The 19,355-nt window shown below is 63.0% G+C and carries 17 protein-coding genes; 11 read left to right on the plus strand and 6 right to left on the minus strand.

The features are described from left to right. Positions 1-14: 14 nt before the first annotated feature. From ACNFHO_RS14300 to ACNFHO_RS14330, 7 genes are all read left to right on the plus strand, one after another. Complete coding sequence (locus ACNFHO_RS14300) at positions 15-980, plus strand: alpha/beta fold hydrolase (protein ID WP_416766710.1); 966 nt, start codon at positions 15-17, stop codon at positions 978-980. Positions 981-1,102: 122 nt separating this feature from the next. Further along, the gene (gene rraA / locus ACNFHO_RS14305) at positions 1,103-1,594 is read left to right on the plus strand and encodes a ribonuclease E activity regulator RraA (RefSeq protein WP_054892472.1); all 492 of its coding nucleotides are present in this window, start codon (positions 1,103-1,105) and stop codon (positions 1,592-1,594) included. A 27-nt stretch (positions 1,595-1,621) separates the two neighbouring features. Continuing rightward, a complete protein-coding gene (locus ACNFHO_RS14310) occupies positions 1,622-2,617 on the plus strand; it encodes a zinc transporter ZntB (protein ID WP_054892471.1) in 996 nt (331 codons plus the stop codon). A 98-nt stretch (positions 2,618-2,715) separates the two neighbouring features. Next, complete coding sequence (locus ACNFHO_RS14315; RefSeq protein ID WP_054892470.1) at positions 2,716-2,970, plus strand: hypothetical protein; 255 nt, start codon at positions 2,716-2,718, stop codon at positions 2,968-2,970. 2 nt (positions 2,971-2,972) lie between these two features. Next, on the plus strand, positions 2,973-3,797 hold the full coding sequence (locus tag ACNFHO_RS14320) for a mechanosensitive ion channel family protein (protein WP_054892469.1): 825 nt from the start codon (positions 2,973-2,975) through the stop codon (positions 3,795-3,797). Between the two features lie 87 nt (positions 3,798-3,884). Beyond that, on the plus strand, positions 3,885-4,475 hold the full coding sequence (sigX, locus tag ACNFHO_RS14325) for an RNA polymerase sigma factor SigX (RefSeq protein ID WP_172964783.1): 591 nt from the start codon (positions 3,885-3,887) through the stop codon (positions 4,473-4,475). A 111-nt stretch (positions 4,476-4,586) separates the two neighbouring features. Next, positions 4,587-5,624, plus strand: a complete 1,038-nt coding sequence (locus ACNFHO_RS14330) for an OmpA family protein (RefSeq protein ID WP_054892467.1) — start codon at positions 4,587-4,589, stop codon at positions 5,622-5,624. 131 nt (positions 5,625-5,755) lie between these two features. On the opposite strand, the gene ACNFHO_RS14335 is transcribed toward ACNFHO_RS14330, so the two are convergent. The 4 genes from ACNFHO_RS14335 to ACNFHO_RS14350 all read right to left on the minus strand — a co-directional run bounded on the left by ACNFHO_RS14335 (position 5,756) and on the right by ACNFHO_RS14350 (position 10,625). Continuing rightward, a complete protein-coding gene (locus tag ACNFHO_RS14335; protein ID WP_416766711.1) occupies positions 5,756-7,426 on the minus strand; it encodes a protein kinase domain-containing protein in 1,671 nt (556 codons plus the stop codon). A gap of 4 nt (positions 7,427-7,430) precedes the next feature. Continuing rightward, a complete protein-coding gene (locus ACNFHO_RS14340; RefSeq protein ID WP_054892465.1) occupies positions 7,431-8,642 on the minus strand; it encodes a nitrate/nitrite transporter in 1,212 nt (403 codons plus the stop codon). Between the two features lie 181 nt (positions 8,643-8,823). Then, positions 8,824-9,399: an ANTAR domain-containing response regulator gene (locus ACNFHO_RS14345; protein ID WP_054892484.1), complete on the minus strand. Its 576-nt coding sequence runs from the start codon at positions 9,397-9,399 to the stop codon at positions 8,824-8,826. Positions 9,400-9,410: 11 nt separating this feature from the next. Next, a complete protein-coding gene (locus ACNFHO_RS14350; RefSeq protein ID WP_416766712.1) occupies positions 9,411-10,625 on the minus strand; it encodes a CmpA/NrtA family ABC transporter substrate-binding protein in 1,215 nt (404 codons plus the stop codon). 128 nt (positions 10,626-10,753) lie between these two features. Here ACNFHO_RS14350 and ACNFHO_RS14355 point away from each other — a divergent pair, with 128 nt between their 5' ends. Further along, complete coding sequence (locus ACNFHO_RS14355) at positions 10,754-11,776, plus strand: quinone-dependent dihydroorotate dehydrogenase (RefSeq protein WP_063543995.1); 1,023 nt, start codon at positions 10,754-10,756, stop codon at positions 11,774-11,776. A gap of 102 nt (positions 11,777-11,878) precedes the next feature. On the opposite strand, the gene rmf is transcribed toward ACNFHO_RS14355, so the two are convergent. Next, a complete protein-coding gene (gene rmf / locus ACNFHO_RS14360; protein ID WP_080642046.1) occupies positions 11,879-12,094 on the minus strand; it encodes a ribosome modulation factor in 216 nt (71 codons plus the stop codon). Between the two features lie 549 nt (positions 12,095-12,643). On the opposite strand from rmf, the gene rlmKL reads away from it, so the two are divergent. Further along, a complete protein-coding gene (gene rlmKL, locus ACNFHO_RS14365; RefSeq protein ID WP_112897800.1) occupies positions 12,644-14,836 on the plus strand; it encodes a bifunctional 23S rRNA (guanine(2069)-N(7))-methyltransferase RlmK/23S rRNA (guanine(2445)-N(2))-methyltransferase RlmL in 2,193 nt (730 codons plus the stop codon). Positions 14,837-14,930: 94 nt separating this feature from the next. Continuing rightward, complete coding sequence (locus tag ACNFHO_RS14370; RefSeq protein ID WP_112897801.1) at positions 14,931-17,318, plus strand: diguanylate cyclase; 2,388 nt, start codon at positions 14,931-14,933, stop codon at positions 17,316-17,318. A 42-nt stretch (positions 17,319-17,360) separates the two neighbouring features. Here ACNFHO_RS14370 and dacB read toward each other — a convergent pair whose 3' ends face one another. After that, positions 17,361-18,824 carry a D-alanyl-D-alanine carboxypeptidase/D-alanyl-D-alanine-endopeptidase gene (gene dacB, locus ACNFHO_RS14375; RefSeq protein WP_063544002.1) on the minus strand — a complete coding sequence of 488 codons (1,464 nt, stop codon included), beginning with the start codon at positions 18,822-18,824 and terminating at the stop codon, positions 17,361-17,363. Between the two features lie 186 nt (positions 18,825-19,010). Between dacB and ACNFHO_RS14380 the strand changes: the two genes are divergently transcribed. Continuing rightward, a complete protein-coding gene (locus ACNFHO_RS14380) occupies positions 19,011-19,355 on the plus strand; it encodes a YggL family protein (protein WP_054892459.1) in 345 nt (114 codons plus the stop codon).

The raw sequence follows: 19,355 nt of genomic DNA on the forward strand, positions 1-19,355 counted from the left end.
CATTCTGTGAATCCATGCAAAGCAGCAGCACCCTTTTTCCCGTGGCCCTGCTCAGTGCCGAACGCCGCGGCGACCTCTGTGAAGACGTTTACCGGATCAAGGCGGGCAACAGCCCCGACGCCAGTGTCGAACTGGCCCTGACCCGTCTCGGGCTTGCCGATCAGCACTCCACCCCCGGGGTGCCGGTGATTCTCCTGCACGGCAGTTTCTCCAATCGTCGTTTCTGGTACTCGCCCAAGGGCATTGGCCTGGGTGCTTTCCTCGCACGTGCCGGTTTCGACGTGTGGATTCCGGAAATGCGCGGGCATGGCCTGTCGCCGCGCAACCGCCAGTGGCGGCAGAACACCGTGGCCGACTACGCGCGTTTCGACCTGCCGGTGATCGGCGCCTTCGTCCAGGAAATGTCCGGCCAGGCGCCGCACTGGATTGGCCATTCGCTGGGCGGCACCACCTTGGCGGCTGCACTGGGTGGTGGCTACCTGGACAGCGCTTGCGTGGCCAGCGTGGCGTTGTTTGGCACCCAGGTCAGCCGGGTCTACTGGCCGTTGAAAGTGCCGCCAGTGGCGTGGGGTGCGCGCTTGCTGGTCAAGCGTTTTGCCCAGCTCTCCGGCCCCAGGTTGAAACGTGGGCCGGAGGACGAGCCGATCGGGCTGGCCCTGGAAAGCTTGCGTTGGCATGGCCTGTTCGGCCGTTTCGGGGTCAAGGACCGAGACTGGTGGGCGGGGTTGGCGCAGATGGATGTACCGCTGCTGGCAGTCGCGGGTGCGGCGGATTTCCAGGATCCGGTGTGGGCCTGTCGCAAACTGTTCGAGCAGTGGGGGGATGAGCGCAAGCAGTTCCTGCGCCTGGGCCGTGAAGAGGGCTTCGAAGCCTTCGGGCATGTCGACATGCTGGTGAGCAAGGCGGCGCAGACGCAGGTGTGGCCGCTGGTGGCGCGCTGGCTGAGCGACGTTCAGGCGCCGCCCGCCACAATTGAGTAAGCAGGTCATTCGCGGGCAAGTCGTAGCGCCGAACTGACTGCCTGGTCCCGGATGACTGCAACGGCCTTCAGGGTGTAGCCTTGCCCGATATCCGCTTTCGTTGTGACTGACAGGAGCTTCCCATGCAGCATTACGTAACGCCCGACCTGTGCGACGCTTACCCGGACCTGGTCCAGGTGCTGGAGCCGATGTTCAGCAATTTCGGCGGCCGCGATTCCTTCGGCGGCCAGATCGTCACCATCAAGTGCTTCGAGGACAACTCCCTGGTCAAGGAGCAGGTCGAGCTCGACGGCAAGGGCAAGGTCCTGGTGGTCGATGGCGGCGGATCGCTGCGCCGGGCGCTGCTGGGCGACATGCTCGCGGAAAAAGCGGCGAAGAATGGCTGGGAAGGCCTGGTGATCTACGGCTGTGTGCGTGACGTGGATGTGCTGGTGCAGACCGATGTCGGCGTGCAGGCCCTGGCCAGCCATCCGATGAAGACCGACAAGCGCGGCATTGGCGACCTCGACGTCGTGGTCAGCTTTGCCGGCGTCACTTTTCGCCCCGGCGAATACATCTACGCCGACAACAATGGCGTGATCGTCTCGCCAAGCCCCCTGAAAATGCCGGAGTGATGCGCCGCGCGCGCTGATGGAGCATTGATGTTCGAGGAAGACAACGCGCAGTGGGGGCTGGTCCATGCCCTGGTGCTCGACGGCAAGGGAGGCGCGCGCGCCATTGCCCGTACCGAGTTGGACAACCTGCAATTGCAGGCGCAAGAGAGCCTGTGGTTGCACTGGGACCGCAGTCATCCGCAAACCCGCACCTGGCTGCTGCACGACAGCGGCCTGAGCGAGTTCGCCTGCGACCTGCTGCTCGAGGAGAACACTCGCCCACGCCTGCTGCCGTTGGCCAACGAGCAGTTGCTGCTGTTTCTGCGCGGGGTCAACCTCAACCCTGGCGCAGAGCCGGAAGACATGGTCTCGGTGCGCATCTTCGCCGAAGCGCAGCGCGTCATTTCGTTGCGGCTGCGGCCTTTGCGCGCGAGCGACGAAGTCTTGCAGCAACTGGATGAGGGCAGGGGGCCGAAATCGGCCTCCGAATTGCTGCTGCTGATGGGTGAACTGTTGACCGAAAAGGTCCAGGCACTGGTCAGCGACCTGTCCGAAGCGGTCGATCTCGAGGAAGAAAAGGTAGAATCCGACGAACGGTATAGCCCGGCCCAGGGCAACCTGCAGCAGATTCGTCGTCGTGCCGCCGGCCTGCGTCGCTTCCTGGCGCCGCAGCGTGACATCTATGCTCAGCTTTCGCGCAACAAGTGGAGTTGGTTCGCCGACGCCGATGCCGATTACTGGAACGAGCTGAACAACAGCCTGATCCGTTATCTCGAGGAGCTGGAACTGGCCCGAGAGCGCGCTGCGCTGGTGCTGGAAGGCGAGGACCGGCGGCGCAGCGAGCGGATGAACCGGACCATGTACCGCTTCGGCATCATCACCTGCATCTTCCTGCCGATGAGCTTCATCACCGGCCTGCTCGGCATCAATGTCGGTGGTATTCCGGGGGCCGAGAATCCCTACGGCTTCCTGTTCGCCTGCCTGGTGGTGCTGGGTCTGGCCGCAGGGCAATGGTGGTTGTTGCGCAAGTTGCGCTGGGTCTGAGCGACGATCACGTATGTATTTTGAAACATTCGTCCCACATCGCTGTGTGACCCGTTGGCCAGAGCTCTCGTCTTTGACTGACATCACGCGAGGTGCCCATGCACGATCCGTTTGAAGAATCCTTGCGCGACCTGCTCAAGGCGTCGCCGTCCGGCCATGACCGAGATGACGATGCCTGCCTGGGTCGCGTGCTCAAAACCGCCAACCGTCAGGTTGGCGCGGGCGATCTGTTCAGCCTGCTGGGCCGCTGGAGCCAGGCGCTGCTGATCGCTGTCAACAATGGCTCGGCGCATGTCGCGCCGGTGCGCCGTACCCCTGCCGCTGGCAGACAGAAAGCTGATAAGGCCGATTGAATATGGAACTCGATCTCTGGACCCAGAGCCTGGTCACCGCCATGACTGCCCTTTGGACCAAGGTGGCGAACTTCATCCCCAACCTGTTCGGCGCGCTGGTCGTGGTGCTGCTCGGTTTCGTGGTGGCCAAGCTGCTCGACACACTGCTGTCCAAGCTGCTCGCCAAGTTCGGTCTCGACCGCCTGATGAGCGGGACCGGGCTGACCAAGATGCTCGGCCGGGTCGGTATCCAGGTGCCGATCTCGACCTTGATCGGCAAGATCGTCTACTGGTTCATCCTGCTGATCTTCCTGGTTTCCGCCGCCGAATCGCTGGGCCTGGAGCGGGTTTCCGCCACCCTCGACATGCTTGCCCTCTACCTGCCCAAAGTGTTTGGTGCGGCGCTGGTATTGCTGGCCGGTGTACTGCTGGCGCAGCTGGTCAACGGCCTGGTGCGCGGCGCTGCCGAAGGCATCGGCCTGGAATACGCAGCGGGCGTCGGGCGCATTGCCCAGGGGCTGGTCATCATCATCGCGATCTCGGTGGCGATCAGCCAGCTTGAGGTCAAGACCGACTTGCTCAACCATGTGATCGTCATCGGACTGATTACCGTTGGTCTGGCCGTGGCCTTGGCAATGGGCCTGGGCAGCCGGGAAATCGCCGGACAGATCCTTGCCGGGATCTACGTGCGCGAGTTGTATCAGGTTGGCCAGCAGGTGCGGATTGGAGAGGTCGAAGGGCATATCGAAGAGATCGGGACGGTCAAGACAACGCTACTGACCGATGATGGCGAGTTGGTGTCGCTGTCCAATCGGGTGCTGCTTGAGCAGCGCGTCAATAGCCGCTAACCGCACAAAGCTGTTAATGTATGCCGCCGCAAAAATCGGCCCAAGGGCTGAGCGGCGACATTGACCTGACTGTCGGCCAGATCCGTTTTGAATAAAGTCTATTCGCCGCCCATGCGTTACGACCCCCGCGAGCTCACCGACGAGGAGTTGGTGGCGCGTTCGCATGAGGAGCTGTTTCATGTTACCCGCGCCTATGAGGAACTCATGCGGCGCTACCAGCGGACCCTGTTCAACGTCTGTGCACGTTATCTGGGGAACGATCGGGATGCTGACGATGTCTGTCAGGAGGTCATGCTGAAAGTGTTGTACGGCCTGAAGAATTTCGAGGGCAAATCGAAGTTCAAGACCTGGCTCTACAGCATCACCTACAACGAATGTATCACCCAGTACCGCAAGGAGCGTCGCAAGAGAAGGTTGATGGATGCCCTGAGCCTGGACCCCGTCGAAGAGGCGTCCGAGGACAAGGCTCCGAAAGCTGAAGAAAAAGGCGGGCTGGATAAATGGCTGGTGTATGTGAACCCGATCGACCGGGAGATTCTGGTGCTACGTTTTGTCGCAGAGCTGGAGTTTCAGGAGATCGCCGACATCATGCACATGGGCCTGAGCGCCACGAAAATGCGTTACAAGCGTGCGCTCGATAAGCTTCGTGAGAAATTTGCGGACTCGGTTGAAACTTAGTCTTATGCAAATGGCTCAAACGAATCGGCAAGGTCTGCTAGACTTGCCGTCGAGTTGTCCCCCCGGATTTTGGTGGGGCTGCTTAACTATCACCAGATGGGGATTTAACGGATGAAATTGAAAAATACCTTGGGCTTGGCCATTGGTTCGCTCGTAGCCGCCACCTCGATTGGCGCTATGGCACAAGGCCAAGGCGCCGTCGAAACCGAGATCTTCTACAAGAAGGAGTTCTTCGACAGCCAGCGCGACTTCAAGAACGACGGCAACCTGTTCGGCGGCTCGATCGGTTACTTCCTGACCGACGACGTTGAACTGCGTCTGGGCTACGACGAAGTTCACAACGCTCGTGGCGACGACGGCAAGAACATCAAGGGCTCGAACACCGCCCTGGATGCCGTTTACCACTTCAACAACCCGTACGACGCTATCCGTCCGTACGTTTCGGCTGGTTTCTCCCACCAGTCGCTGGGCCAGACCGGCCGTGGCGGTCGTGACCACTCCACCTTCGCCAACCTGGGCGCTGGTGCCAAGTGGTACATCACCGACATGTTCTACGCCCGTGCCGGCGTTGAAGCCCAGTACAACATCGACAAAGGTGACACCGAGTGGGCACCGAGCGTCGGCGTTGGCCTGAACTTCGGCGGTAGCCCGAAGCAGTCCGCAGCTCCTGCTCCTGCTCCGGTTGCCGAAGTCTGCACCGACAGCGACAACGACGGCGTCTGCGACAACGTCGACAAGTGCCCTGACACCCCGGCCAACGTTACCGTTGACGCCGACGGCTGCCCGGCTGCCGCTGAAAACGTCCGCGTTGAGCTGGACGTGAAGTTCGACTTCGACAAGTCGGTCGTCAAGCCTAACAGCTACGGCGACATCAAGAACCTGGCTGACTTCATGAAGCAGTACCCACAAACCACCACCGTGGTTGAAGGTCACACTGACTCCGTAGGTCCAGACGCTTACAACCAGAAGCTGTCCGAGCGTCGTGCCAATGCTGTCAAGCAGGTTCTGACCCAGCAGTACGGCATCGAATCCAACCGTGTTGACTCGGTTGGCTACGGTGAGACCCGTCCAGTTGCTGACAACGCCACCGAAGCTGGCCGCGCCGTTAACCGTCGCGTAGAAGCTCAGGTAGAAGCCCAGGCCAAGTAATTGGTTTGAAGCTTCACGAAAAACCCGGCCTCGGCCGGGTTTTTCTTTGCCTGGAATTTGGGAAGCGGGCCTGCACCTCGGTGCCCTGCATTTGTAGGAGCGGGCTTGCCCGCGGAGAATCCCGCCCAGGCTTACCCTTTAAGCAGGATGTACAGCAGCACCAGGTTCAACACCATCGACACCAGCGCCAAGGTTCGCCAGACCTTCAGCGGCTCGCGCTCCAGCAGGGGACGAGGGCGCATGGCCAACTCTTGGCGGTCCCCGCGTTCGAGCAGCAGCAACCATTGCTCGGCAGTTTCGAAACGTTGTGCAGGGTCCACCGAGACAGCCTTTTCCAGGCTGCGCTGCAACCATTCCGGCAGGTCGGGACGATAGCGCGCAGCGTTGACTGGCGCTGCGAAGCGTGGGCGCTGGAACGCCTCGACTTCGCCGTACGGATAGTGCCCGGTCAGCAGGTAGTACAGGGTCACGCCAACGGCATAGAGATCCTGGCGGGGTGTCGGTGGCTCACCATCGAAGGCTTCCGGGGCAATGAACGAAGGCGTGCCGGGCAGATCGTGCGGCTGATCCTCTGACAGCCCTGGGCAATACGCCAGGCCGAAATCCAGCAGGCGCAGTTGACCATCTCCACCCAGGTGCAGGTTTTCCGGCTTGATATCGCGGTGCAGCAGGTTGCGCCGGTGCAGCACACCCACCGCCTGCAGCAACTGGCGCGTCAGTTCCAGCCATTGCGGTAGTGGCAAGGGCCCATGCTCGGCGAACAAGCTGGCAAGCGTCTGGCCGGGATATTGGCGCATGAGGTAGTACAGGTGCTGGCGCTGGCTGGCGGCATTCACCTCGGGGAAGTGTCGGCCAGCAACCCGGCGCAGAAACCATTCTTCGAGCAGCAGCCGCTGGGCGGCGCCTTGATCGGTTTCGCGGGCCGGTGGGAGGGTCTTGAGCAGCCATGTCTGGCCCTGGGTATCCTTGACCTGGTAGAGCAAGGATTGTCGGCTCTGGGCGAGCAGCCCCTCAACACACCAGCCATCGATGCTCTGGCCCGTACGCAGGGCGGTTGGTATCGGCCATTCCTGCAACTGCGCAAGGGTATCGCCCAGATTCGCCGAGCCCGGTTGTTCGACCCTGACCAGCAATGCGCTGGCGTTGTCCTGGCTGCCACACAGGTGCGCGGTGGCGACCAGGGTATCGGCGGCCACCTGCAAGTCAGGCTGCTCACGCAGGATCGACAGGATCTGCTGATCGTTCAGGCTTGACCAGACACCATCGCTGAGCAGCACGAAGCACTCGCCTGGCTGCAGTTCACCCTCCCGGTAATCGACCAGCAGGTGTTGGTCCAGACCCAAGGCGCGCTTGAGCACATGATGCATCCCTGGCTGGTCCCAGACATGGTCATCGCTCAGGCACGACAGACGACCGTCGTGCCAGTGGTAGGCGCGGCAGTCGCCGACATGGGCGAGGGTGAACCGCTTGCCGCGCAGCACCAGGGCGGTCAGCGTGGTCATCAGCGGTTGACCGTTGCCCTGGGCGCGCAGCCAGCGGTTCTGCGCCAGCAGCAGCCGATCCAAGGCCTGGGCCACCCCCCAAGTGGCAGGAGTGGAATAGTAGTCCAGTGCCAAGGCCTGCAGGCTGGCCCTGGCCGCCAGGCCACCATCGGCGCACTGGCTGACGCCGTCGGCGAGGGCGAACAGGTAGCCCTTGCTGGCGGCCAGCTCTGCGGCCGGGGTGACCAGGCGCAGGGCATCCTGGTTTTCCGGGCGCGGGCCGGTGGCGCTGGCCTGGGCGAACGCCAGTTGCAAGCTCATGCGGTCAGACCCGCGCCGCCGTTACGGCAGCCGAACCCCAGGTGGTGCGCCAGCGACGCTTGACCCCGTACAGGCCGAACCAGGCGAGCAACCCCAGGCTGGCGAACAGCCACAGGCCAAGCTGATAGTCGCCGCTGTGCTGCTTGATTGCACCCAGGCCTGCCGCCAGCAGGAAGCCGCCGATACCACCGGCCATGCCGATCAGGCCGGTCATGACCCCGATTTCCTGGCGGAAGCGTTGCGGCACCAATTGGAACACCGCACCGTTGCCAGCGCCCAGGCCAAGCATGGCGCTGACGAACAGGGCCAGGGCTGCCGCGGCGCTGGACAGGTTGAAGCCGACCGCGGCGATGCACACCGCCGCCACACTGTACATCCCGAGCAAGGTGCGGATGCCACCGAAACGGTCGGCGAGGGCACCGCCCAGCGGGCGCATGAGGCTGCCGGCGAATACGCAGGCCGCCGTGTAGTAGCCGGCGGTGATCGGGCTCAGACCATACTGGTCGCTGAAGTAGCCCGGCAGGGCGCTGGCCAGGCCGATGAAGCCACCGAAGGTGACGCTGTAGAAGAACATGAACCACCAGCTGTCTCGGTCGCCCAGTGCCTTGAAATAGTCGGCCATCGCCTTGGGCTTGGGGCGCTGTGGGGCGTTGCGTGCCAGCAGGGCAAAGGCCACGAGAGTGATCACCAGCGGGATGACGGCGAAACCGAACACGTTGTTCCAGCCGAAACCTGCGGCCAGCACCGGCGCGAGCAGGGCCGCGAACACTGTTCCGGAATTACCCGCACCGGCGATGCCCATGGCCTTGCCCTGGTGCTGAGGTGGATACCACTGCGACGCCAACGGCAGCGACACGGCGAACGAGGCACCTGCAACGCCGAGGAACACGCCCAGCAGCAGCGCCTGTTCGTAACTGTGGATGCCCATGAACCAGGCACAGGCCAGGGCGACGATCACCACGACCTGGCCGATCAGCCCGGCAGTCTTGGGAGACAGTCGGTCGACCAGCATGCCCATGATAAAGCGCAATATGGCACCGGCCAGGATCGGTGTTGCGACCATCAGGCCCCGTTGCTGGGCAGTCAGCTGCAGGTCGGCGGAGATCTGCACTGCCAAGGGACCGAGCAGGTACCAGACCATGAAGCTCAGGTCGAAGTAGAGGAAGGCAGCAAACAGCGTAGGCACATGCCCGGATTTCCAGAAGCTCGTATTCATTGAACACCTCGCGCGGCTTGCAACGGTTGTCATGCCCTGCCTGCGCAGGGCGCAAATGAAAAAGACGTCGCTACCCGGTCCATCAGCGTGGAGGGGAGAGCGACGTCTTTGTCGGGATGATGTGGCAACCGTCGTTGGCTACCTGAGCTATTGGCTGAGCAAGAGCCGGGCCAACATCGACTCAGCCAAGCATCTCGGACATGGCGATGATCTGCTCGGCCACCTGAATCAGCTTCTGCTGACGGCTCATGGCCTGGCGACGCATCAGGGTGTAGGCCTGCTCTTCATTGCAGTCCTTCATCTTCATCAGCAGGCCCTTGGCCTGTTCGATGCGCTTGCGTTCGGCCAGCTGCTGGTCGCGAGCCAGCAGCTGCGCCTTGAGCGCCTGGTCGCTCTCGAAGCGGGCCATGGCCACGTCGAGGATCGGCTGCAGGCGCGCTGCATGGATGCCTTCGACGATGTAGGCGCTGACGCCGGCCTGGATCGCCTGGCGCATCACCCCCGGATCATGCTCGTCGGTGAACAGCACGATGGGCCGTGGCTGGTCGCGACTGACCAGCACCACCTGTTCCATCACATCGCGACCCGGTGACTCGGTATCGATCAGCACGACATCCGGGCGCACCGTTTCGACGCAGGTGGGCAGGTCGATGGTCAGCCCCGGCGCCTCGATCACATCGAAGCCAGTTTCGATCAGAGCAGCCTTGAGGCGACCGACCTTCTTCTCGGTATCATCGATCAGCAGAATACGCAGCATGGTGGCTACCTTCACGAACCAACCCGCATGTGCGGGGCGTCATCCAGGGCGTGCAGGCGGAAGCTGCGGGCATAGGCATGGGGGTCGCTGCCGTCCCAGCGGATGCCGTCGATCAGCAGGCTGCTGCGCATCGGTGCATCGGCGCAGGGTACGCCCACGGCCTGGGCTGCTTCACGGTACAGCGCCAGTTGCTGCACACGAGTGGCCACCGCCAGGTAGTCCGGATCCTCGCGCAGCAGGCCCCAGCGTCGGAACTGGGTCATGAACCACATGCCGTCGGACAGATAGGGCAGGTTCGCCCGACCTTGATCATGCACGCGCAGGGCGTGACGATCCTGCCAGCGGTTGCCCAGCCCGTCGTGGTAGTCGCCCAGCAGGCGCGGTTCGATGTTGCTGACTGGCGTATCCAGGTAGGCCCTGCCGCTGAGCAGTTGCGCCGTACCTCGGCGATTTTCCGCGCTTTGCTCGATGAAACGGCTGGCGGCGAGTATCGCCTTGATCAGCGCGCGGGCGCTGTTGGGGTAGTGCTCGACGAAAGCGCGGGTGCTGGCCAGAACCTTTTCTGGATGGTCCGGCCAGATCGATTGACTGGTTGCCAGGGTGAAACCCTGGTTCTGCCCCACGGCGTCTGCCGACCAGGGCTCGCCGGCACAGAAGCCGTCGATACGCCCGGCCTGCAGGTGCGCGACCATCTGTGCCGGTGGGACCACCACGCTGTCGACATCGTGCAGCGGGTGGATGCCCTGGCTGGCCAGCCAGTAGTACAGCCACATGGCGTGGGTGCCGGTGGGAAACGTCTGGGCGAAGGTCAGGCGTGCGCCACGCTGGTGCACCAGCCGTGCCAGTGCTTCAGGGCTGGTCACGCCCTTGCGCTGCAGTTCCGGGGAAAGATTGATGGCCTGGGCATTCTGGTTCAGGCCCATGAGCACCGCCATATCGTTGGCCACGGCACCGCCCATGCCCAGGTGCATGGCGTAGACCAGCCCGTACAGGCAGTGGGCAGCATCCAGTTCGCCGCTGGCGAGTTTGTCTCGGGTCCCGGCCCAGGAGGCCTGACGCTGCAGATTGAGGGTCAGACCCTGGAGCTGGGCGAAGCCCTGCGTGGCCGCGACCACCACCGAGGCGCAGTCGGTCAGGGCCATGAAACCGATGTTCAGGCTGGGTTTCTCGGGGGCATCGCTGCCGTTGACCCAGGCCAAGGGTGTTGTCGGAGGGGCTGTGTTCACGAAATATCCTCACCCGTACCGATCGGGTTGCCAGCGCTTTGAAGCAACCCATGTGCCAAGGCCCTGTCGCGCGGACGGCGCGCTGGCTATAATCGCATCCCTCACTCATCCCCGAGTCCTGCCTGCCCATGTATACCCTGGCCCGCCAGCTGCTGTTCAAGCTCTCCCCGGAAACCTCCCACGACCTGTCGCTCGACCTCATCGGCGCCGGTGGCCGCCTTGGCCTCAATGGCCTGCTGTGCAAGCGCCCGGCCTCGGTGCCGGTGACCGTCATGGGCTTGAACTTCGCCAACCCCGTGGGCCTTGCCGCAGGCCTGGACAAGAACGGCGCGGCCATCGATGGCTTCGCCCAGCTGGGCTTCGGCTTCGTCGAGATCGGCACTGTCACCCCACGACCCCAGCCTGGCAATCCGAAGCCACGGTTGTTCCGCCTGCCGGAAGCGACTGCGATCATCAACCGCATGGGCTTCAACAACCTGGGTGTGGATCACCTGCTGGAACGGGTGCGCGCGGCGCGTTATGACGGCGTGCTGGGCATCAACATCGGCAAGAATTTCGACACGCCAGTCGAGCGTGCCCAGGACGACTACCTGATCTGCCTCGAAAAAGTCTACACCCAGGCCAGCTACATCACGGTCAACGTCAGCTCGCCCAACACTCCCGGCCTGCGCAGCCTGCAATTCGGTGATTCGCTCAAGCAACTGCTCGACGCGCTGGCCGAGCGTCGTGAGCAGCTGGCGAGCGAGCACGGCAAACGCGTGCCGCTGGCGATCAAGATCGCACCGGACATGAGCGATGAGGAAACCGCGCTGGTGGCGGCAGCCCTGGTCGAGTCGGGCATGGATGCGGTAATCGCGACCAACACCACTTTGGGGCGCGAAGGGGTCGAAGGGCTGCCGTTCGGGGGCGAGGCGGGTGGGCTTTCCGGGGCGCCGGTGCTGGAGAAGAGCACTCACATCGTCAAGGTGCTGGCTGCTGAACTGGGCGGCAAGTTGCCGATCATCGCTGCGGGCGGGATCACCGAAGGTCGCCATGCCGCCGAGAAGATCGCAGCCGGTGCGAGCCTGGTGCAGATCTATTCAGGCTTCATCTACAAGGGCCCTGCACTGATTCGCGAAGCGGTGGATGCAATTGCGGCGCTGCCCCGCTAACAAAGACGCGGCCCAATAAAAAGGGCCCCTTCAAGGGGCCCCTGGGCCGCAGCCCGCCGCCCGGATGGGGCGTGCATGGTGACTCGAATTCAGTGTCCTCGTTCAGCCAACGGCGTGATTTTCGTTGAGTCTCTGGATGCCAGCGGTGCCGGTCATGCCGTCCCAGTTGTCGCCGCGACCTTCACGCCAACCGTTGATCCATGCCTGGCGAACGGATGGCAGATTGAAGGGGCAAAGTTCGCGGGATTTGCCGGTTACCCCGTATTGGTAGCCACGTGAATATGCTCTTTCCAACGGATCACGCTTAAGTCTTCTCATAGGGTGTTGCCCTCACTTGTTGACTGTAATGTCCCGTCGGCCTCTCCGAGGCCGGGCAGAATCTTTCTGCCGGTTTTGCGCTCGCTGCCGGCGTGGCGAGCTGAAAGTGCCGCCTCGTTGCGAAGCGGCCTGAGGTCAGTTCTAACCAATGCGGGTCACAGTGTGAATGATCAATTTGTCATAAGGACGTAACCTTTCCAGGGGTGAGGGGATAAGTAAATAAATGCGACTCAACCTTGTTTAGGTTTTGTCCCGCTATGATGAGGGTTTGCCGATGATTGAAATCATTTGGCCATTGGCGCCATCGAACTGACGCAACATCTGGTAATGCGACGAAGGGTCACATCGATGCCTTCGTTAGACGAAATTTTCACACTGCCCGACGATCAAACCGCCTTGCGCCACCTGGCGCTGGATGTCGATCGGGTGGCCCGGTTTGCCGAATGATCGGCACGCCACCCGGATACCTGCTGGAAGGGTATCCGGCAAACTCAGGCAACAGCGATGCGTCGCGTTGCCAGCACACAGCCCAGAGGCTCTGGAATCTACATGTCGGACTCACTCGAACTCTATCTCACCTGTCCCAAAGGCCTGGAAGGGCTGCTTGCGGAAGAAGCCCGCGGCCTGGGCCTGGCCGACGTGCGCGAGCACACCTCGGCGATCCGCGGCGCGGCCGACATGGAAACTGCCTACCGGCTGTGCCTCTGGTCGCGCCTGGCCAACCGCGTGCTGTTGGTGGTCAAGCGCTTCGCCATGAAAAACGCCGACGACCTCTATGATGGCGTGCACGGTGTCGACTGGCAGGACCACCTGGCCGCCGACGGCACCCTGGCGGTGGAGTTCAGTGGCCATGGATCGGGCATCGACAACACCCACTTCGGTGCGCTCAAGGTCAAGGACGCCATTGTCGACAAGCTGCGCAACCGTGAAGGCCAGCGCCCATCCGTGGACAAGATCGACCCTGACCTGCGTGTACACCTGCGCCTGGACCGCGGCGAAGCCATCCTGTCCATCGACCTTTCCGGCCACAGCCTGCACCAACGCGGCTATCGCCTGCAGCAGGGTGCTGCACCGCTCAAGGAAAACCTGGCTGCCGCGGTGTTGATCCGCGCCGGTTGGCCGCGTATTGCCGCCGAGGGCGGCGCGCTGGCCGACCCCATGTGCGGTGTCGGGACCTTCCTCGTCGAAGCTGCGATGATTGCCGCCGATATTGCACCGAACCTCAAGCGCGAGCGTTGGGGCTTCAGTGCCTGGCAGGGCCATGTTCCAGCGCTGTGGCGCAAGGTGCATGACGAGGCCCAGGCCCGTGCCCAGACGGGCCTGGCCAAGCCGCCGTTGTGGATTCGCGGCTACGAGGCCGATCCCCGGTTGATTCAGCCCGGACGCAACAACGTCGAGCGCGCAGGCCTGGGTGACTGGGTGAAGATCTACCAGGGCGAAGTCGCCAGCTTCGAGCCGCGCCCGGACCAGAACCAGAAAGGCCTGGTCATCAGCAACCCGCCCTATGGCGAGCGTCTGGGGGACGAGGCGAGCCTGTTGTACCTCTACCAGAACCTCGGCGAGCGCCTGCGCCAGGCCTGCATGGGCTGGGAAGCGGCGGTGTTCACCGGCGCACCCGAACTGGGCAAGCGCATGGGCATCCGCAGCCACAAGCAGTATGCGTTCTGGAACGGTGCGCTGCCGTGCAAGCTGTTGCTGTTCAAGGTCCAGCCCGACCAGTTCGTGACGGGTGAGCGTCGCCCGACCGATGATCAGGCCGGCGACTCGCGTGCGGCACCGGCCGTGGCCCATGAACCGGCACGCCTTTCCGAAGGCGCGCAGATGTTCGCCAACCGCTTGCAGAAGAATCTGAAGCAGCTGGGCAAGTGGGCCCGCCGCGAGCAGGTCGACTGCTACCGTCTGTACGATGCCGACATGCCCGAATATGCCCTGGCGGTCGATCTGTATCATGATTGGGTGCACGTTCAGGAATACGCGGCGCCGCGTTCGGTCGACCCGGACAAGGCCCAGGCGCGCCTGCTCGATGCCTTGGCGGCGATTCCCCAGGCCCTGGGTGTCGATCCTCAGCGCGTGGTGCTCAAGCGCCGCGAGCGTCAGGGCGGCACACGCCAGTATGAGCGTCAGGCCACGGAAGGGCGCTTCCAGGAAGTCAGCGAAGGCGGCGTCAAGCTGCTGGTCAACCTGACCGACTACCTGGACACCGGCCTGTTCCTCGATCACCGTCCGATTCGTCTGCGTATCCAGCGCGAAGCATCGGGCAAGCGCTTCCTCAACCTGTTCTGCTACACCGCTACCGCCACCGTGCATGCGGCCAAGGGTGGTGCGCGCAGTACCACCAGCGTCGACCTGTCGAAAACCTACCTGGATTGGGCGCGGCGCAACCTGTCGCTCAATGGCTTCTCCGAGCGCAACCGCCTGGAACAGAGCGATGTGATGGCCTGGCTGGAGAATGCCCAGGACAGCTACGACCTGATCTTCATCGACCCACCGACCTTCTCCAACTCCAAGCGCATGGAGGGGGTGTTCGACGTGCAGCGTGACCACGTGCGTCTGCTGGACCTGGCGATGGCGCGTCTGGCGCCGGGGGGCGTGTTGTACTTCTCCAACAACTTCCGCAAGTTCCAGCTCGACGAGCACCTGCTCGAGCGCTATGCGGTGGAAGAGATCAGCGCACAGACCCTGGATCCGGATTTTGCCCGCAATAACCGCATCCACCGGGCCTGGCGCCTGCAGCTACGCTGAAGAGAAGAAGTGCATTGCAGCGCTGATGGCTAATGGCTATAAATCAGCTCAGGGCCGAACAATTCGCAGGACGCTGACGTGGTGAGAATGCTCTATGTCGAGGGTGCGTGCGAAGATGTTCGGCCTGATCAGCGAGGCGCTCTCGGCCTGGGCCGTTGCGCTGTTCGCGCTGGTGGCCGGCGGGTTGCTCACTGCTGCGCTGGCCTTCGCCGCCCACGCCTTCTACAAGCAGCAGTTGCGTCAGCGCTTCGAACTGCTGGCCAGTGAGCGCTACAGCCGTATCGCCGAACGCTTCGAGGATCAGGAACAGCGCCTGGACGGTCTGCGGCGCTTCTTCACCTATTCCAGTGACATTCTCCCCGAGGAGTTCGACGGTTACGCCCGCCCCTTGTTGCACCGTACCCAGGCATATTCCTGGGCGCCGCGGGTCGAAGCCGACGAGCGCGATGCCTTCGAGCGCCGCGCCAGCACCTGGCTGGGGCGCCCCTATCAGATTCGTGATTTCGATGCCCAAGGCCTTTGGCAGGCATCGCCGTCACGGGCCTTCTATTACCCGGTGCTCTACACCCAGGCCACCCACCATCACGACCAGCCTTACGGGCTCGACCTGCGTAGCCAGCCTCAGCGCCAGGATGCGCTGGACCGCGCCACCACGCCCGGCAGCCTGGCGGTTTCCTCCCCACTGGACATGATCGATGTCGAGCCGGCCTACACCCGTGGCCTGCTGATCGTCGCACCGGTGTTCACCGCGTCGGCGCCGAGCGGGCCGCCTGCCGGTTATGTCATGGCCTTGTTGAGCATGCGTCAGCTGATTGGCGAGGGGCTGCCGACCGCGTCGGACGATAACCTGGTGGTACGTATCCTCGATCTGTCGGGCAGCCAGGGCCATGAGACGTTGTACGATTCGGGCAACCTAAGCGCGCCATTGCCTTTGACCAGCAGCCAATTGCTGCATCTGGCCGACCACCACTATCAGCTCGATATTCGCCCCAGCGAAGCCTTCCTCCAGGCCAACCGTTCCTCGGCGGTGTTCACCGTGACGCTGCTCGGTGGCTTGTTGAGCCTGTTGCTCAGCGCCTTGCTCTACAGCCTGTTCAGCCAGCGTCAGCGTGCTTTGACCCTGGTAGAGCAGCGCACGGCGGCACTGCGCGTGAGCGAGCAGTCGCTGCGTGAGACTCACAACCAGCTACGCAGCGTGCTGGATGCCGCGACCCAGGTAGCGATCATTGCCACCAGCCTGCGGGGCGTGATCAGCACCTTCAATGCCGGAGCCCAGCGCATGCTGGGGTACTCGGCCGACGAAGCGCTCGGTCACCTGACGCTGGAGGATCTGGTCCAGCCGGACGAACTGCGCCAGCGTGCCCATGCCTTGAGTCTGCGCTATGGGCGCGAGATCACGGCAGGCCAGGCGATGTTCGCCGAAACCGTGCAGGGTGGTGCAGGGGAGCCCGCGGAGTGGACCCTGATGCGCAAGGACGGCAGTCATTTGCTGGCCAACATGCTGGTGACGGCGGTGCTCGATGAGCAAGGCTTGTGGGTGGGTTACCTGGCCATTTGCATCGATGTCACCGAGCGTCGTCGTGTTCATGAAGCGTTGGCCGCCCGTGATCGGCTGCTGGAGAAGCTCAGTGCCGAGGTCCCGGGCGGCATCTACCAATATCGTCTGGATGCCGACGGCCATTCGTGTTTTCCCTACGCCAGCGCCGGGCTGCTGGACATTTATGAAGTGGATCTGCAGCTGCTGCGCCAAGACGCATCGACGGTGTTCGAGCGCATTCATCCGGACGATCTTGATCGGGTGCGCCGTTCGGTGCGCCAGTCGGCCGAGCGTATGACGCCCTGGCGCGAGGAGTACCGCGTCTGCCTGCCCCGCGCCGGTCTGCGTTGGGTGCGGGGGGAGGCAACGCCGGAGATCGGGGAGGAGGGCTGTACCCTTTGGCATGGCTATCTGACGGACATCTCCGATCTCAAGCGGGTGGAGGAGGAGTTGCGTGCATTGTCGGTGACTGATGTCCTTACCGGCATCCACAATCGGCGTTACTTCCAGGAGCGACTCAAGGTCGAGCTGGAGCGGGCCCAGCGTGATGATCTGGACCTGGCAGTGATCATGCTCGATATCGACCACTTCAAATGCATAAACGACCAGTTTGGCCATGCTGTCGGTGATCGCGTGTTGCGCAGCCTTTGTCAGCGGATTGGCCATCGCCTGCGGCGGACCGATGTGTTCTGCCGACTGGGAGGCGAGGAGTTCATGGTGCTGTGCCCGGGCAGCAATGCCGAGCAGGCCCGCAAGCTTGCGTTGGAGCTGTGGCAGGGGGTACGCGGTGTGCCGGTCGAGGGAGTCGGCAGAGTGACGGCCAGTTTCGGCGTAGCGGGATGGCGTGTCGGTGAAGGGGCCGATGCCTTGTTGCTGCGAGCGGATGCGGGGGTCTATGCGGCCAAGCAGGCCGGGCGCGATCGCGTGGAGGCGGAGTTGCCTTGAGGTGGCCGGGGCTGCGTGACAGCCCCGGTTTGTCCGTTTCTGTCAGGGCACTACGCCGACAGTCCCGGTGCCGACCTTGGGCTGGCGGTAGAGCTCCAGCAACACCTGATCCAGTACCTGGGAGGCGCCCCACGGCTTTGGATCATTGAGAATCGCCGACACGGCCCAGGTATGACCGTTGCTGTCGCGACTGAAGCCTGCGATCGCGCGTACGGTATTGAGGGTGCCGGTCTTGATGTGCGCCTCGCCGGTCATGGCGGTGCGTTTCAGGCGCTTGCGCATGGTGCCATCCATGCCCACCAATGGCATCGAGCTGATGAATTCGGCCGCATAGGGGCTTTTCCACGCGGCTTGCAGCAAAGCCGCCATTTCACGTGTGCTGACACGCTCGGCGCGTGAAAGGCCAGAGCCGTTCTCCATCACGAGGTGCGGTGCGGTGATGCCTTTCTTGGCCAGCCACTGGCGCACGACACGCTGTGCCGCGCGGGCATCGTCGCCGTCGGCATCGGTGCGGAATTGCGCGCCCAGGCTGAGGAACAGTTGCTGGGCCATGGTGTTGTTGCTGTATTTGTTGATATCGCGGATCACCTCGACCAGGTCTGGCGAGAAGGCCCGGGCCAGCAGGCGTGCGCTCTTGGGCACGTTTTCGATGCGGTCACGGCCCTGGATGCTGCCGCCGAGCTCGTTCCAGATCGCCCTGACCGCCCCGGCTGCATAGGCGGGGTGGTCGAGCAGGGCCAGATAAGTTTGCGAGTTGCAGCCGTCGCCGAGCTGGCCACTGACCGTGACGCTCACGCCATCGGGCTGCACCACGGGGTTGTAGCGTACATCGCCGGTGCATTGCTTCGAGGCCACGGCCTTGACCTGATTGTCGATGCGGATGCTGGCGATGGGCGGCTCGACCGAAACCACGACCTTGCCGCCATCGTTGCGGGCCACGAAGCGCAGGGCCTTGAGGTTGACCAGCAGCGAGTCCGGCTTGACCAGGAAGGGCTTGTTGACGTCGCCACCATCATCGTCGAAATGCGGCAGGGTGGGTTGCACGAAATGGCTGCGGTCCAGTACCAGGTCCCCGGTGACGGTGCGCACACCGTTGGCACGCAGGTCACGCATCAGTAACCAGAGCTTTTCCATGTTCAGTTTCGGATCGCCGCCACCCTTGAGGTAGAGGTTACCGTTGAGCACGCCGTTGTTCAGGGTGCCATCGGTGTAGAACTCGGTCTTCCACTGAAAGGTCGGGCCGAGCAATTCGAGGGCGGCGTAGGTGGTCACCAGCTTCATGGTCGAGGCCGGGTTGACCGAGACATCGGCATTGAAGACGGTCGGCGTGCCCGGTCCATCGAGTGGCAGCATCACCAGCGACAGGGCATTGTCCTGCAGCTTGTTGGTCTTGAGTGCCTGCTGCACCTTCGGTGGCAAGCTGGTGTTGACGGCGGCAGCCTGGCTGGGCAAGGCGATGGGAAGGAGTAGGCCGGCGAAAAGCAGTGGGCGAAGCGTCTTGATCATGAGTGCTGTAACCCTGCGGGCGAGGGAAAGGGATGACGGGGCTGTAAGAGATGATGGCCCCTTGGCGAAATATAGTGCGCATTATGCCCCAAGCGTGCTGTTTGTGGGCAGGTTCGACACAAAAGCGCCGCTCTGGCGCGGAAACTGGTAAAGTGCCGCGCGTAATTACTCAAGAGGATTGTTTCAATGGCTACCAACCGTTCCCGTCGTCTGCGCAAGAAGCTGTGCGTGGATGAATTCCAGGAATTGGGTTTCGAACTGAACCTGGACTTCAAGGAAGACCTGTCCGACGAAGCCATCGATGCCTTCCTCGACGCCTTCCTGGCAGAAGCCATGGACGCCAACGGCCTGGACTATGTCGGTGGTGATGACTTCGGCCTGGTCTGCCTGGCCAAGCGTGGCTCGGTCAGCGAAGAGCAGCGCGCCACTGTCGAGGCGTGGCTCAAGGGCCGCAGCGAGCTCACCAAGATCGAAGTCAGCCCGCTGCTGGATGCCTGGTATCCGGACAAGCCGATCAACTCGGCTTCCTGA

This window comes from Pseudomonas sp. NY15374 (genome assembly GCF_048068255.1).
In the GTDB taxonomy this organism is placed as follows: Bacteria; Pseudomonadota; Gammaproteobacteria; order Pseudomonadales; family Pseudomonadaceae; genus Aquipseudomonas; species Aquipseudomonas machongensis.